Genomic DNA, 15,255 nt, shown 5'->3' with positions numbered 1-15,255 from the left:
AAGCAGCTTTGACTTATGACCCGAGCACCTGGCGCCTGTAGCTAGACAACACTAATACAGTTTCATAACAGTTAAGGAGAAATATTATGACACTTGTCACTACAATTACGGTAATCACCGTTTCATTTATACTAACAGCACTTATCGGGACCGCCATCATACCGTTGCTTAGAAGATTAAAGTTTGGGCAGAGCATCAGGGAAGAAGGTCCAGCAGCCCATAAGAAAAAAGCAGGCACGCCCACTATGGGCGGCCTTATTTTCCTGAGTTCTATCATCATTACGATGCTCGTCCTTTCATACATATATGAAGAAGTACTAACAACACAGACAATTGTACTGATGATTGTGCTTGCTGGATTCGGTGTTATCGGATTCCTAGACGATTTTATCATTGTCGTCATGAAACGGAACTTGGGCTTAACATCCATACAAAAGTTAATCGGACAGATTGTAATTGCTGTTCTTGCCTACTTCCTATTAAGAATGGGACCTTTTGAAACAACAGTACTCATTCCATTTACGAATATCACCATAGACTTAGGTATAATCTACGTGGCTTTCCTAATATTTTGGCTTGTAGGGTTTTCAAACGCAGTCAATTTATCGGATGGACTTGATGGACTTGTTGCAGGTACATCAACTGTGGCATTTGCTGCATTTGGTGTGTATGGCCTCATCTATGAGCAGCATGACATCGCGATGTTCGCATTCGTTGTTGCTGGTGCAATGTTAGGGTTTTTATTGTTCAATATGAAGCCAGCGAAAGTGTTTATGGGCGATACTGGTTCCTTGGCATTGGGCGGAGTTCTTGCAATGCTTTCAATTCTTGTAAAGCAGGAGCTTCTGTTACTTGTTATTGGAATCGTATATGTGATTGAAACATTATCAGTAATGATTCAAGTAACAAGCTTTAAGCTGACGGGAAAACGGGTATTTAAAATGAGTCCGATCCACCATCACTTCGAGCTTTCGGGTTGGTCTGAGTGGAAGATTGTAATTGTGTTTTGGGGAATTGCCTTCTTGGCTTCAATACTGCCCATATTGTGGGAGGTGATGTAAGTGGAAAATCGAATTCAGTTTAAAGGAAAGAAAGTACTGGTGCTTGGTCTTGCTAAAAGTGGTTATGCTGCGGCTGATTTGCTGCATTCCCTTGGAGCAGAAGTACTTGTCAATGATTCTTCACCTGAGGAAGGAAATAATGAAGCCCTTGCTCTACAGTCAAAAGGTATTAATGTAATTTGCGGTGGCCATCCCAAGGGAATCTTGGATGGAGGCTTTGACTTCATAGTGAAAAACCCAGGGATTCCTTATAAGAACCAAGTTCTTCAGCAAGCCCTAAAAAAAGAGATTCCGATTTGGACTGAGATTGAGTTAGCGTACCTAATAAGTAAGGCTCCTATCATAGCAATTACAGGTTCCAATGGTAAGACTACAACTACAACCCTTCTCTATCATATTTTGAATATTGGTGGTAAAAAACCACTTATTGCGGGAAATATCGGGACTGTTGCATGTACAGTAGCGGAAGAGGCAACTGAAGAAGAAGTTATCGCCATGGAAGTTTCTTCGTTCCAATTGGCGGGTACGGAGAAGTTTCGTCCGAGAATATCCGTTTGGACAAATTTATACGAAGCCCATATCGATTATCATGGAACTACCGAAGAATACGCTATGGCAAAAGCGAAAGTTACAAGAAACCAGACAAAAGATGATTTCTTCATATACAATGCTGACCAACCGGAATTACTCCCGTATGTAGAGAGATCTGCAGCAACAAAGATTCCTTTTACTTTGAAAGGAAGGGCGGTCGAAGGTATTTCTGCCGATGAAGAGATGATTTATTGGCTAGGAGAACCTTTTTTAGAGCGTTCAATCATAAAGCTTTTAGGTCAGCATAATTTGGAAAACATTTTAGCTGCAACGGCTTCTGCAATCTTAATGGATTGTGATAAAGAAACGATCGAGAATGTTTTAAGTTCATTCACAGGTGTACGGCATCGTATGCAATTTGTGAAAGAACTGAAGGGGCGAGCATTTTATAATGACTCAAAAGCCACTAATACATTGGCGACGAAAAGTGCCCTATCATCTTTCCAAGCTCCTGTAATCCTGTTAGCGGGTGGATTGGACAGAGGACATTCTTTCGAAGAGCTTCGACCTTATATGGGAAGGGTAAAGGCACTTTTTGCATTGGGTGAAACCGGCGATCGATTAATCGAATTCGCAAAATCATGTGGTGTTCCTTACGCTGAAAAAGTGGAAACGATGGATGATGCAGTCAATGGAGCTTTTCAAATTTCCTTGGAAGGCGATCAAATAGTACTTTCGCCAGCCTGTGCAAGCTGGGACCAGTATCCAAACTTCGAAAAACGCGGCGATGCCTTTATCGACGCTATCGATAAGCTGTAAAATAGCTTCTTAACCGATTTAACACTAACACGGAAGGATGCGTTCACTGGATCAGAAATTGAAAGCTGCCTTCATCATTTCGGCAGTATCACTATCACTAATTGGCTTGATTTTTGTCCATTCTGCTGGTTCATATTGGGGACAAATCCACTACGCGGATTCATCCCCATTCATAGTAAAACAGGGTATATACATGGTAATATCAATCTTTGTCGCACTAATGTTGATGAAAGGGAAATGGACATCCAATGAATCATTTTGGACTGCCTTTTATTACATAACAATTATCTTATTAGTCGCTGTCATGATTCCTGGAATTGGAGCGGTGAGGAACGGCTCTCAAAGTTGGATAGCCCTCGGCCCATTCAGCATCCAACCCGCAGAGTTTGTCAAAGTTGCCCTTATCGGAAAACTTGCTTCCAGTGTTAAAAACTCTTCTGGGAAAAGTCCATTTAGGTTGAGTCATTTTGTATTAATTTTACTTCCAGCAGGTTTAATCATGTTGCAACCGGATCTTGGATCAACTGTGATAATGATTGTTGCAGCGTTCGTAATTCTATTCCTTGCAGGCTATCCATTATCCTTTTTCGCAATTCTTGGTATGACTGGAATCGGTGCCTTTGTGGTATTGATAATTTCGGCCCCATACAGGATTGACCGTATTAAATCATATATAGACCCATGGAATGACCCCCTTGGAAAAGGGTTTCAAGGAATCCAGTCACTGTTTGCAATTGCCCCAGGTGGATTATTTGGTCATGGATATGGCAATAGTCGGCAAAAATACCTTTACCTGCCGGAACCGCAAAATGATTTCATCTTTTCAATAATTGCTGAGGAGACCGGTTTTATAGGAGCTACATTCATATTGTTATTATTTGCAGTACTGCTTTTATCAGCCTTTGGTATCGCAATCCGAACGCATGATTACAAAGCGTTTTTAATAACAGCGGGAATGGCTTCCATGATCATTTTTCAAACATTCCTTAACGTTGGTGTCGTTTCTGGATTACTACCTGTAACCGGGGTAACTTTACCGTTCATTAGTTATGGTGGCTCTTCCTTGCTAACGACATGGATGGCCGTAGGAACTATTTTACACTTTGCCTTTTATAAAAAAACCTAAAAAGGGGGGGGCTAACACATGGATAAAGTGATTGACATCGAAGAAAGAATACCGTCCATGCGGGAAAAACGGCGAAGGAAAACGAATAAAAAATTCATTTTCATCATTGCCGTATTCTGCATAGCCCTCCTTGTGCTACTATATTTCCAATCACCGCTTAGTAAAGTGGGGGCGATTGAAATCCATGGCGCGGAACTGTATGATGATCAGTTTTACTTCGAAAAGAGTGGTGTCCCTTTAGGTAGTCCATATTGGGGGTTCGACACAAAAGAAATTGAGAAAGAACTTTTGAAAATCGAAGGCGTCAGTAAAGTATCCGTATCAAGAAAACTTTTTAGGGATATTGAAATTTCCATAACTGAGTGGAAAATGGTTGCCTATATGGAGAACAGCGGAAAATTTGATTTATTGTTGGAGAATGGTGAACTTATTTCAAGTGACAACAATTATCCAAATGTCCCGATATTGAATCATTTGGACAAGCCCGACATAAGGAAAAAGCTGACTCATCAACTTATGAAGATGGACAAGGATGTCCTGCACTTAATTTCTGAAATTATATATACAGGAACTGAGGAATATCCCGATACAATAACGGCCTATATGGATGATGGATATGAAGTCCATGCTATTATTCCGACTTTCGCGGAGAAAATGGATTACTATCCAGAAATTACATCTCAATTAGAGGGCATGGAAAAAGGTATAATCGATATGGAAGTCGGTACATATTTTTCCCCATTTAACAAAGTTTACGGAATTGAGAAGGAACTAGAAATGGAGGGGAATGGAGAAGGAGAAGGTGATGTAGATGGCGAAGAAAATGAGTGAGGAAAATAAAAAGAAAGGCAGATATATTTTGTACTCCCTTGTCTTTTTGGTCCTTGGATTTATCTTCGCATTTTCTTATCGTACTTTAGGTAAGGACAGTGGAGAAACTTCCCCATCACCCACTTTTCAAGAGGAAGAGCAATATCGTGCGGATTTAATTGTTCAAAAGGAAAGAAATAAGGAACTAACAGACGAGATGCGGTCAAAACAAGCAGCAATCCGTGAATTTGAACAATCTTTCTCTGAAAACGAAGAGAATCATGCAGTACTTGTTGAAGAAGCTAAAGATCTACGTTTACTTTTAGGGGTTATTCCGGCAGTTGGACCCGGAGTCCGCGTTACATTGAAAGATGGGGATTATGATCCAATCGAACAAAATCCGAACGACTATATTGTGCATGAAAGTCATGTGCTACGAGTTGTAAACGAATTGAAAATATCCGGTGCACAAGGTATCGCCATCAATGGCCAAAGGATATCTTCAAATTCATATATAAAATGCACAGGACCCGTTATTCAGATTGACGGCCGCACTTTACCTGCACCTTTCGTAGTTGAAGCAATTGGAGACGCGAATATATTATCTTCATCACTAAGTCTTGGCGGAGGGGTTATTGATGGCCTTGTCCACGACAATATTGAGGTAACCCTTGAACAATTGAAAGTGCTGAAATTACCTGCATTGAGGGATGAATCGTAAACTGCTGTAGTAAAGGGAGGGGGATCCATGAATAAGGCAATCAATTGGAAATTCACTATGGTCCTTCTGTTAATCGGCTTCATGATTGCCATTCAGTATAATTCAGTGAAAAATCCTAAGATACGTGATACGAGGGATATATGGGCAATTCGACAAGAGTTGGCAGAGGAAAAGAAACTTCATTCGGAGCTACTATCAGAAATCAGGGATTTGGACAAAACAATATCGACTTATAAGTCGCTGAGCGAGTCCAGTGCTGGACAAGCCTTGAATGATACGGTGGATAAACTAAACCGCAAAGCGGGGACAACGGATATAACCGGACCCGGTATTACTATTGAAATCAATCCATCACCTGAAAGTGTAGCGTATGGAATACCAATCACGAGTATTTCATCAGATTTATTGACACGTTTTGTCAACGAGGTGAATCGGTTTAAAGGGATCACCATGGAGATTGACGGTAAGCGGTATACAGTGATGAGCTCGATAAGGGTCATAAATGGTTATACATCAGTAAACGGACTCAATGTTTCGACACCACCTTTTAAGATTAAGATTATTTCACCTACAATGTCCGACAGTGAAAAGCTTTATAATTATTTATTGGCCTCATCCATTCATGATGATTTTTATCTTGATAATTTAGTGTTAGATATTAATCAGCCAGTGAATGATGTAAGCATTCGTGGATGGCCTGAGAAATTTGAAAATCTGTATTTGCAGGAGCTGCCGAAAGGGGAATGACAATGTGGTTGCCGTTGCTTGGCTTAATACTTGGAGTTTCGCTTGGTCTGTTATCAGATATTCAAATTCCACAACTTTATAGCAACTATTTATCAATCGCCGTATTAGCTGCACTGGATACATTATTCGGTGGGATACGGGCGCACCTTCAACAAATTTATGATGATAAGGTTTTTATTTCGGGCTTCTTCTTTAATATCGCCCTTGCTGCCGGTTTGGCATTCCTCGGTGTACATCTGGGAGTAGATCTATATTTGGCAGCGGTATTCGCATTTGGGGTAAGACTTTTCCAAAATATCGCAGTTATAAGAAGGATTTTGCTAACGAAATGGTCGGAACGAGGAAAGGTTTCTGAAAAGAAATTTCAGGAATGAAAGGATTTGAGGGAAAGATGGCGAAAATATTTAGACAATATGACTCTAATACAATAGAATGTAAGGTAAGGACAGCAATAGGAGGTGCCGGGAATTGAATCAATCTACAACATATGTATCACTTGATATAGGATCTTCGTCAGTCAAAGTGCTGATTGGCGAAGTGGATAGCGGCTCCCTCCATGTGATTGGAGTTGGCAACGTCCAATCGGCCGGAATTCGAAAAGGGACGATAATCGACATAGATGCGACCGTCCAGTCAATCCGAAAAGCGGTGGAACAGGCGGAGCGGATGACGGGCATGCAAATTCGGGAAGTTATATTGGGTGTCCCCGCTAATGGCGTTCATTTACAGGACGTTAAAGGTGTTGTCGCTGTTAATTCGGAGAATAGGGAGATAACGGATGATGATTTGAGTCGTGTTATGAAATCTGCTCAGGTCATGTCGGTTCCTCCTGATCGGGAAATAGTTAATATCATCCCAAAACAATTTATTGTCGACGATTATGATGAAATTAAAGACCCACGCGGGATGATAGGCGTTCGTCTCGAGCTGGACGGTACACTTATCACTACTTCCAAAACATTGGTGCATAATATTTTACGATGCGTTGAAAGGGCTGGGCTGGTAATACGTGAAATCTATCTTCAACCTTTGGCAGCAGGTACATTTGCTTTAACGGAAGATGAGATGAATCACGGCACGGCTTTCATCGACATTGGTGGAGGTTCGACAACTATCACCGTTTTCGAGGATAACCGTTTCATGTCTACCACAGTCATTCCAGTCGGAGGAGACCATATAACAAAGGACTTGTCCATTATTTTAAAAACTCCTACTGAACAAGCCAGGAAGATCAAACATCAATTTGGACATGCCTTTTATGATGATGCATCTGATGATGAGCTTTTTGAAGTTCCTGTCATTGGTGCCGATTCAAAAGATCAATATAGTCAACGATACATATCGGAAATCATTGGTGTCCGATTGGAAGAATTATTCGACTTGGTGCTAGAAGAATTTTACCGAATGGGGATTCGAGATTTGCCTGGCGGAGTCGTATTGACTGGTGGGACTACCAAGTTAGAGGGCATCCTGCAGCTTGCAAGACATGTCTTGAAGACAAGGGTTCGTATCCATACACCTGAGTATATCGGTGTTCGCGAACCAATGTATTCGACGGCTGTGGGTCTTATCCGTTATGCTAATATGGAAGATTCCTATTTTGGTATTTCAGCAGAATCTCAATCTGCAGCAGCTCATAGTGATATGGATTACCCTTCAACACCGAAAAAGAAGGCTACGGTACAGAATAAAGAGAAAAAATCAAGCTTCATGAGCAAGACTAAGAAATTTTTCGATGGATTTTTTGAATGACCAAAAAAAACGGTCTGATTGGGATTAGGAGGAGAGACAATGCTGGATTTTGATACAAATATCGATGCACTCGCAGTCATAAAGGTGATTGGAGTCGGTGGTGGAGGAAACAATGCGGTTAATCGCATGATCGAACATGGAGTACAAGGCGTAGAATTCATCGCGGTGAATACGGATGCACAAGCACTTAACCTATCTGCAGCTGAAGTGAAATTGCAAATCGGTGGAAAACTGACACGCGGACTTGGTGCCGGGGCAAATCCTGAAGTAGGTAAGAAGGCAGCAGAAGAAAGCCGTGAACAGATTGAAGAAGCACTTCGTGGTGCAGATATGGTCTTTGTAACAGCCGGAATGGGAGGCGGAACTGGAACTGGTGCAGCTCCTGTTATCGCCCAAGTGGCTAAGGATCTTGGCGCATTAACAGTTGGTGTTGTTACGCGTCCATTCACGTTTGAAGGTCGAAAACGCCAAACACAAGCAATCGGTGGAATTACTGCAATGAAAGAATCGGTCGATACGCTAATTGTCATTCCAAATGATAAGTTATTGGAAATTGTCGATAAGAATACACCAATGTTGGAAGCTTTCCGTGAAGCTGACAATGTCCTTCGACAAGGTGTACAAGGTATTTCAGATCTAATTGCAGTGCCAGGGCTTATTAACTTGGATTTCGCCGATGTGAAAACAATCATGTCAAATAAAGGTTCTGCACTTATGGGTATCGGTATGTCCACTGGTGAAAACCGTGCTGCAGAAGCTGCGAAAAAAGCGATTTCAAGTCCACTTTTAGAAACTTCTATTGATGGCGCTAAAGGTGTCTTGATGAATATTACAGGCGGTTCCAATTTAAGCTTGTTTGAGGTTCAAGAGGCTGCTGATATAGTGGCATCTGCTTCAGACGAAGATGTAAATATGATTTTCGGTTCCGTCATCAATGATAATTTGAAAGATGAAATTGTTGTTACCGTTATTGCTACAGGTTTCAATGAAGAACAGTTAAGCCCTTCGAAGGCTACAAGAAACCCAGGCTTCGGCGCAACTCGTCAACGTGAACAGCAACCAGTAACAACAATGCATACACGTAGGGAAGAGCCACAACAACAATACCATCAACCTGAGATGGGAAGACAACAGCAAAGCAATCAGCAGGATGATGCATTGGATATTCCAACTTTCCTGCGTAATCGTCAAAGAAGATAATCTTTTGAATAGAAAATCCCCGGAGTCCAAATGGACAAGCCGGGGATTTTTTTGATGTTCATTTAAGGGATTTGTATCACAATGGAACTTGGTCGTATCACAATGTAAAAGCTTCGTATCACAACGTAACTCGTTCGTATCACAATGTAACCACCGTATCACAACTTAAAAGTAACTCCCTTGTATCACAACATAAACTCTTCGTAACACAACATACTTCATTTGGACTTCAGATTTTGTCGTATTTTTACTCAAAATTCATCCTCATTCCGACAAACATTGCAGAATTTGAGTGTTATCCTTACTTTCAAGGAGGGTGGGCTGATGTATGGGGAAATCATTATTGGTATTAACATGGTATTCAACTATGCAATTCTTTCATTCGCCAGCCGAATGGCCAAGTCACAGACAACCTGGAAACGCCTCCTACTTGCATCATTCATTGGCGCCTTTCCAGTCACACTCTTCCCTAACTCTGCTTTCGCAATTGTAATCGCTTTTTTAGGAATGGTTGTTTGTGCCTTTGGGGTATCTTTCACTGCTTGGAAAGGTCCCTCACTCATTGTACTTATAGGCGCACTTTTCGCCGGAGGAGTACTAACCGTATTCACTGACAGATTCATGTTTTCTGATGCCAGAGTGACCGTCTTTGTTTGTGCACTTTTAGCTTATATTTCATTGTACTTATTAAAAACAAAATGGTTGGATGTAAGAATGGCCCGTCAGATGTCAACTTTTTCATACACTTCGGTGCTATCAATTTGGGAAGGAACAACTACGATTCAAGTGTTCATCGATACCGGAAATCGGTGTATTGAACCTCTTACAGGCGAAGCGGTTCACTTCGTATCTTTCAAAGCTGTTGAGTCCATTATACCCAAGGAGCTTGTAAAGCCTTTGCATACATGGAATACCAAAGACATGCATCAACTTTCGAAGATTCCCAAACAGTATCAAAAAAATGCACGTCTTATCCGCCTTCAAACAGTGCAGGGTGCCTCTTGGGCAGTTGGTTTTAAATTCGACCATTGGGTCATCGGGGAAGGAAGTGAGTTGCCAACAGGCTATATTGTCCTTACAAAGGAAGATAATCGTTATCCCGAAGGCGCAGCCGCCATTCTGCATGCCTCTGCATTGGAATCAATAACGGAAGAAAGGGGAACAGAACATGTGGCATAAAATGAAAAATTGGTTATCAATTATTAAAAGTTTCTTTTCAAAAAGAAAAAGTGGCACATATTACATTGGGGGCCACGAATCACTACCAAAACCGTTAACAAGAGAAGAAGAGGCTCAAACAATTCGAGCATTTATGGAAGGTGACATGGATGCAAGAGACACTCTTATCGAAAAGAATTTAAGACTTGTCGTTTATATTGCAAGAAGATTTGATAATACGAATACACATATTGAAGATTTAATAAGTATAGGCACTATTGGACTTATAAAAGCGATCGAAACATTTAAAAGCGATCGCAATATTAAATTAGCGACATACGCTTCACGTTGTATTGAGAATGAAATTTTGATGCACTTACGTAAAACAAACCGGACAAGATCGGAAATTTCATTTGATGAACCTTTGAACTCGGACGCGGATGGCAATGAATTATTGCTTTCGGATATATTGGGCACAGACGAGCATATTATTATTGATGATGTTGAAAAAAAATTAGAGAGACAACATATGATTGAGGCAATTAGTACGTTGGATGAAAGAGAACGATATATTATGGAATGTAGATTTGGCTTAACCGGACATTTGGAAATGACACAGAAGGAAGTAGCTGAATTACTCGGTATTTCGCAATCTTATATATCACGTCTTGAAAAGAAAATCATCTCTGAATTAAGGGATAGATTGAACCATCCGATTGCCTAATGGTTGAAATTGGAGAATCGAATTTCGCATATTCTGCAAGACTGAGGACAAACTATTTCGTACAGTCATCTACAGAATGCGGAGGAAAAGCGAATGATGCGTACAAGAGTGGAAATATGCGGAATCGATACGTCCAATTTGCCATTACTGACGAATGAAGTGATGAAAGAAACGTTTATCCGGCTTCAAAATGGTGACGAATCTGCAAGGGAAGAACTTGTAGTTGGGAACTTGCGATTGGTGCTAAGCCTTGTCCAAAGATTTGCATATAGGGGTGAACAAGCAGACGATCTTTTTCAGGTAGGTTGTATCGGTTTATTGAAGTCAATTGACAATTTCGATTTGAAACATAATGTCCGATTTTCAACGTATGCCGTACCAATGATTATTGGTGAAATTAAAAGGCATTTAAGGGATCACCATGCTATTAGGGTATCCAGATCTCTCAGAGATATTGCTTATAAAGCAATTCGGGCGAAGGAACAATTTGTCAATGATCATCAAAAAGAACCAAGAATCTCCGATTTGGCCGAAATTACAGGTATTCCTGAAGATGATATATTGTTTGCTTTGGATGCAATCCAAGATCCAATGTCCCTACATGAACCAATGAATGGGGATGGTGGAGATCCAGTCTATATTATGGACCAGTTACAAGATAAAAAAGTATCAGAAGAGCGTTGGCTCACTTATGTATCAGTAAAGGAAACTGTTTCAGGAATGACGGAAAGACAGCAATTGATCCTTTCTAAACGATTTTATTTAGGGCAGACTCAGACCGAAATAGCTAAAGAATTAGGTATCTCCCAAGCACAGATTTCAAGGTTAGAGAAAAACGCCATTCAAATTATTCGTGAAGGTATGGAAAATAAATGATGACGGTAACGCAATGCAAATGCATTGCGTTTTTTTCTTGCCGCATTACGCATATCCTGTAAAAAGGAGGAATGTAGATGAGATTTTCCGATTTGCAAAAAAAAGAAGTAATTGAAGTGAAAAAAGGATCGTTCTTGGGATTTGTTCAAGATGCAACAATTGATATGAAAAACGGGAAGATTGCAGTTTTACAAGTTGGAGGGGCAGAAAGGTCGCTTTTTTTAGATTCAAAAATTAAAGATTTGAAGCAAGTTAAATATGACGATGTGTTAACAATAGGAAAAGATATTGTGTTAGTCGGTAAAAAGACCGATACATGATGACTTATCATTGATATGTGAGCATTCACTTGATACAATAAAGCAAAGTAACCCGAAAAGTAGTGATTGCATTGGAAACACTTCAACAACGAATGAAAGTTATAGAAGAAGAGATTCAAGCTGCCTGCACACGTTCAGGACGTAAAAGAAACGATATAACTGTTATTGCCGTAACAAAGCAAGTTTCAGTCGAAAGAACGCAGGAAGTTATTAAAGCCGGTATAGACAACCTTGGAGAAAATCGGCCTGAGGGACTTTTAGGAAAACAGGAAGAGATTACCTTGGATACTATCAACTGGCATTTCATCGGGAACGTCCAAAGTAGGAAAGTTAAGGACATCATTGATAAAGTAGATTTTCTTCATTCCCTTGATCGGATAACTATTGCAAAAGAGATTCAAAAAAGGGCAGCATCTACTATTGATTGCTTTTTACAAGTGAATGTTTCAGGAGAAGAATCCAAATCAGGAATTCAACCGGAAGAACTAAAAGGGTTTCTTCGTGAATTATCGGAATTTGATAAAATACGTGTCATCGGATTAATGACAATGGCACCATTTACAGAGGATGAGGATTTAATCCGTTCGGTATTCCGGTCGTTACGTGTCCTTCGTGACCAGATAGCTGCTCTTAACTTAATAAATGCACCTTGCACAGAATTATCTATGGGAATGTCAAATGATTACACAATAGCAATAGAAGAAGGTGCAACCCATATTAGAATCGGTACCGCTTTAGTCGGATTGGAAAGCGAGGGAGACGGATGAGTATAAAAAGAAAGTTTGAAAAATGGTTTTATCTTGAAGATGAAGAGGAAATCCAACAAGAGCAGCCTGTTCGACAACAGCCGCCTACTCAGGAACAACAGCCAAGGAAAGTGGCATCACGAAAACAGCAAGTGGCGGAAACACAGCAACCAGGCACGGTCGTAAGCTTGCAAAGCCTTCAGAAGTCTTCAAAAGTTGTCCTGTTTGAACCAAGGGTTTATGCAGAAGCACAGGATATTTCCGAACACTTGAAGAATAAAAGGGCAGTAGTTGTAAATTTACAAAGAATTGAAAGAGATCAAGGTATCCGTATTGTAGATTTCCTAAGTGGGACAGTTTATGCGCTTGGGGGAGATATTCAACGTATCGGAACTGATATTTTTTTATGCGTGCCTGAGAACGTCGAAGTGGCAGGTTCCATTTCGGATTTTTTTGAAAGATAGAACTGGATGAGGTGTAGAAACTGATATGATACAAGCTGTTGATTTGATATTTGGTCTAATATTTAAGGGAATACAACTTTACATGATACTCCTCATTATATATATTTTAATGTCGTGGGTACCAGCATCGAGGGAAACTAAATTTGGTATACTCTTAAGCCGGATAACTGAGCCTTATTTGGCCTTTTTCCGCAGATTCATTCCACCACTTGGAATGATTGATATTTCGCCGATCGTTGCTATTTTTGTCTTGAATTATTTAATTACAAGAGGCGTATTTGAAGTATATAGGTTAATCAGAGCCTCACTCATGTGAGGTTTTTTCTATAAAGGGCATTCTCTCAATCATCGTAAGGAGTCGTAAACAATGGAATCCATCTTACAACATTTTAGAAAAGACGAGCAGCCATTCATAGAAACTGTAGTCGGGTGGACGCGGGAAGTTGAGGATACGTATTCTCCGAAGTTAACTGGTTTTCTTGATCCGAGACAGATTTTCATTTTAAGTTCCATCGTAGGAGGCTCTGGTTTGCAATTTGCGGTAAACGGTGCCTTCCTTGAACCGGAACGTCAACGCGCTTTAATCTATCCGGATTATTACGAACCCGAAGATGAAGATTTTCAAGTAATTGTTTTTTCAGTTAGGTATCCTGCAAAATTCATGTCGGTTGAACATCGTGACATTTTAGGATCACTTATGGCACTCGGTATCGACCGTTCGAAATTTGGAGATATACGCCTTAAGGAAGGTGTCGCTCAATTCACCGCAGCAGAAGAGATGAAAGATTATCTTATCGCTAACTTAACTTCAATCGGTAAATCCAAAGTACGTGTTGAAGAAGTCACTTCCGCGGACGACCTAATCGTGATGGCAGAATCATGGAAAGAGGAGCTTCATACAATCAGCTCTTTACGTCTCGACTCAATTGTCGCTTCGTTAGTGAATTATCCGCGTCAAAAAGCGGTCGCACTTGTTCAGAATGATAAAGTGAAAGTGAATCACGTTATTCGTAATCAGCAAGCGTTTGAAGTGAATGAATCAGATATCCTTTCGATTAGAGGTTTTGGGCGTTTTAAAATTATGTCGATTGAAGGCAGAACACGAAAAGATAAAATTAGATTGTTGATAGGGAAGTTAGAATGATTTTTCAGACATCTGTATAAAAACTGCTGTTTTATCTTTTGTGTACATGTATAATAAGAATAAGAAGATTTGAAGAGGAGGAAACAGCAGATGGCATTATCACCGCTTGATATACATAATAAGGAATTCAGCCGTGGCTTCCGCGGGTATGATGAAGATGAGGTCAATGAATTCCTTGAACAAATCATGAAGGACTACGAAAATGTTCTTGAGGAGAACAAGACATTAAAAAATAGTCTTAAGGAAACGAAGGAAAAGATTTCCCACTTTAATTCCATAGAAGAGACATTGCAAAAATCCATTTTAATTGCCCAAGAAGCGGCAGAGGATGTGCGAAGGAATTCACTTCAAGAATCCAAGCTTATCGTTAAAGAAGCGGAAAAGAATGCAGACCGTATTGTTAACGAAGCACTATCCCGTGCTAGGAAGATTGCTATGGAAATTGAAGATTTGAAAAAACAGTCAAAAGTATTCCGAAATCGATTCCGTATGTTAATCGAGGCTCAACTCGACATGATTAAAACGGATGATTGGGAAAGACTTATGGAATATCGACCAGATGCAGAAGAACTTGAAGCTGCCTCTGATGTTGAATAACAAGGATGCTTGACAAACTATTTCCAACACGCATATAATAATTACCATATAAGCAGGAATAGGCGTTGACAGAGAGAGTACTTTCCGTATACACGTATAGCGAGCCGGGGATGGTGGAAGCCTGGTCGATGAACGGAAACGAAAATCACTTTAGAGCCGGATTGACCAAAACCAATCCCGGATGCACCCCGTTATGGTGTTCTGAGCGGCAATATGAGTTCATATTGCAACTAGGGTGGTAACGCGAGAACAAAACCTCGTCCCTTTTTTAGGGGCGGGGTTTTTTATATTCTTCACCACTTAAGAACATTTATTGTTATTTTAGATTTTCCGTTGATTGGAGCGGAAGGCGGCGACTCCAGCGAACACCGTCACGAAGAACGGTGTTTGTGAGCAAAAGCGGAGCGTTGCGAACAGGATGAAGTTAGCCGCTGCCTTAATTTCTGCAAAAACCGCAGA

The 15,255-nt window shown here is 40.4% G+C and carries 18 protein-coding genes and 1 other annotated feature; all 18 genes read left to right on the top strand.

Translation table 11 applies throughout. The annotated features are described in order from the left end of the window. Nucleotides 1–86 precede the first annotated feature (86 nt). Nucleotides 87–1,061, top strand: coding sequence for a phospho-N-acetylmuramoyl-pentapeptide-transferase (gene mraY / locus ACFPZG_RS10200; protein WP_317940139.1), 975 nt, complete (start codon nucleotides 87–89; stop codon nucleotides 1,059–1,061). Then, nucleotides 1,062–2,411, top strand: a complete 1,350-nt coding sequence (gene murD / locus ACFPZG_RS10195) for a UDP-N-acetylmuramoyl-L-alanine--D-glutamate ligase (RefSeq protein ID WP_283731655.1) — start codon at nucleotides 1,062–1,064, stop codon at nucleotides 2,409–2,411. Nucleotides 2,412–2,448: 37 nt separating this feature from the next. Continuing rightward, nucleotides 2,449–3,537: a putative lipid II flippase FtsW gene (gene ftsW, locus ACFPZG_RS10190; protein ID WP_317940138.1), complete on the top strand. Its 1,089-nt coding sequence runs from the start codon at nucleotides 2,449–2,451 to the stop codon at nucleotides 3,535–3,537. An 18-nt stretch (nucleotides 3,538–3,555) separates the two neighbouring features. Then, nucleotides 3,556–4,368, top strand: coding sequence for a cell division protein FtsQ/DivIB (locus tag ACFPZG_RS10185; RefSeq protein ID WP_283731657.1), 813 nt, complete (start codon nucleotides 3,556–3,558; stop codon nucleotides 4,366–4,368). Continuing rightward, nucleotides 4,349–5,068 (top strand): DUF881 domain-containing protein, encoded by a 720-nt coding sequence (locus ACFPZG_RS10180; RefSeq protein WP_283731658.1) that lies wholly within the window; start codon nucleotides 4,349–4,351, stop codon nucleotides 5,066–5,068. Before ACFPZG_RS10185 ends, ACFPZG_RS10180 begins: the two co-directional genes overlap by 20 nt. A gap of 27 nt (nucleotides 5,069–5,095) precedes the next feature. Further along, nucleotides 5,096–5,815, top strand: a complete 720-nt coding sequence (locus tag ACFPZG_RS10175) for a DUF881 domain-containing protein (RefSeq protein WP_317940136.1) — start codon at nucleotides 5,096–5,098, stop codon at nucleotides 5,813–5,815. A 2-nt stretch (nucleotides 5,816–5,817) separates the two neighbouring features. Beyond that, nucleotides 5,818–6,189 carry a small basic family protein gene (locus tag ACFPZG_RS10170; protein WP_317940246.1) on the top strand — a complete coding sequence of 124 codons (372 nt, stop codon included), beginning with the start codon at nucleotides 5,818–5,820 and terminating at the stop codon, nucleotides 6,187–6,189. 94 nt (nucleotides 6,190–6,283) lie between these two features. Further along, on the top strand, nucleotides 6,284–7,567 hold the full coding sequence (gene ftsA, locus ACFPZG_RS10165) for a cell division protein FtsA (protein ID WP_283731660.1): 1,284 nt from the start codon (nucleotides 6,284–6,286) through the stop codon (nucleotides 7,565–7,567). A gap of 39 nt (nucleotides 7,568–7,606) precedes the next feature. Then, nucleotides 7,607–8,767, top strand: a complete 1,161-nt coding sequence (ftsZ, locus tag ACFPZG_RS10160; protein WP_283731661.1) for a cell division protein FtsZ — start codon at nucleotides 7,607–7,609, stop codon at nucleotides 8,765–8,767. Between the two features lie 324 nt (nucleotides 8,768–9,091). After that, nucleotides 9,092–9,946 (top strand): sigma-E processing peptidase SpoIIGA, encoded by an 855-nt coding sequence (locus tag ACFPZG_RS10155; protein ID WP_283731662.1) that lies wholly within the window; start codon nucleotides 9,092–9,094, stop codon nucleotides 9,944–9,946. Nucleotide 9,947: 1 nt separating this feature from the next. Beyond that, nucleotides 9,948–10,649, top strand: a complete 702-nt coding sequence (gene sigE, locus ACFPZG_RS10150; RefSeq protein WP_283731663.1) for an RNA polymerase sporulation sigma factor SigE — start codon at nucleotides 9,948–9,950, stop codon at nucleotides 10,647–10,649. 93 nt (nucleotides 10,650–10,742) lie between these two features. Continuing rightward, nucleotides 10,743–11,525: an RNA polymerase sporulation sigma factor SigG gene (gene sigG / locus ACFPZG_RS10145; protein WP_381426999.1), complete on the top strand. Its 783-nt coding sequence runs from the start codon at nucleotides 10,743–10,745 to the stop codon at nucleotides 11,523–11,525. A 77-nt stretch (nucleotides 11,526–11,602) separates the two neighbouring features. After that, nucleotides 11,603–11,845 carry a PRC-barrel domain-containing protein gene (locus tag ACFPZG_RS10140; protein ID WP_283731664.1) on the top strand — a complete coding sequence of 81 codons (243 nt, stop codon included), beginning with the start codon at nucleotides 11,603–11,605 and terminating at the stop codon, nucleotides 11,843–11,845. Between the two features lie 71 nt (nucleotides 11,846–11,916). Further along, nucleotides 11,917–12,612 (top strand): YggS family pyridoxal phosphate-dependent enzyme, encoded by a 696-nt coding sequence (locus ACFPZG_RS10135; protein WP_283731665.1) that lies wholly within the window; start codon nucleotides 11,917–11,919, stop codon nucleotides 12,610–12,612. Beyond that, a complete protein-coding gene (locus ACFPZG_RS10130) occupies nucleotides 12,609–13,055 on the top strand; it encodes a cell division protein SepF (protein ID WP_283731666.1) in 447 nt (148 codons plus the stop codon). The genes ACFPZG_RS10135 and ACFPZG_RS10130 overlap by 4 nt, the downstream gene beginning before the upstream one ends. 25 nt (nucleotides 13,056–13,080) lie before the next feature. Further along, nucleotides 13,081–13,371, top strand: a complete 291-nt coding sequence (locus ACFPZG_RS10125) for a YggT family protein (protein ID WP_283731667.1) — start codon at nucleotides 13,081–13,083, stop codon at nucleotides 13,369–13,371. A gap of 51 nt (nucleotides 13,372–13,422) precedes the next feature. Further along, entirely contained in the window at nucleotides 13,423–14,199 is a 777-nt protein-coding gene (locus tag ACFPZG_RS10120) for a YlmH family RNA-binding protein (RefSeq protein ID WP_283731668.1), read from the top strand. A 90-nt stretch (nucleotides 14,200–14,289) separates the two neighbouring features. Next, complete coding sequence (locus ACFPZG_RS10115) at nucleotides 14,290–14,796, top strand: DivIVA domain-containing protein (protein ID WP_317940134.1); 507 nt, start codon at nucleotides 14,290–14,292, stop codon at nucleotides 14,794–14,796. A gap of 56 nt (nucleotides 14,797–14,852) precedes the next feature. Beyond that, nucleotides 14,853–15,064, top strand: a binding site (T-box leader). Nucleotides 15,065–15,255: the final 191 nt, after the last annotated feature.

This window comes from Sporosarcina thermotolerans (assembly GCF_042658975.1).
Lineage (GTDB): Bacteria > Bacillota > Bacilli > Bacillales_A > Planococcaceae > Sporosarcina > Sporosarcina thermotolerans.
The sequence above is the reverse complement of the archived record's forward strand: the minus strand, read 5'-3'. Positions and strand labels throughout refer to the sequence as shown.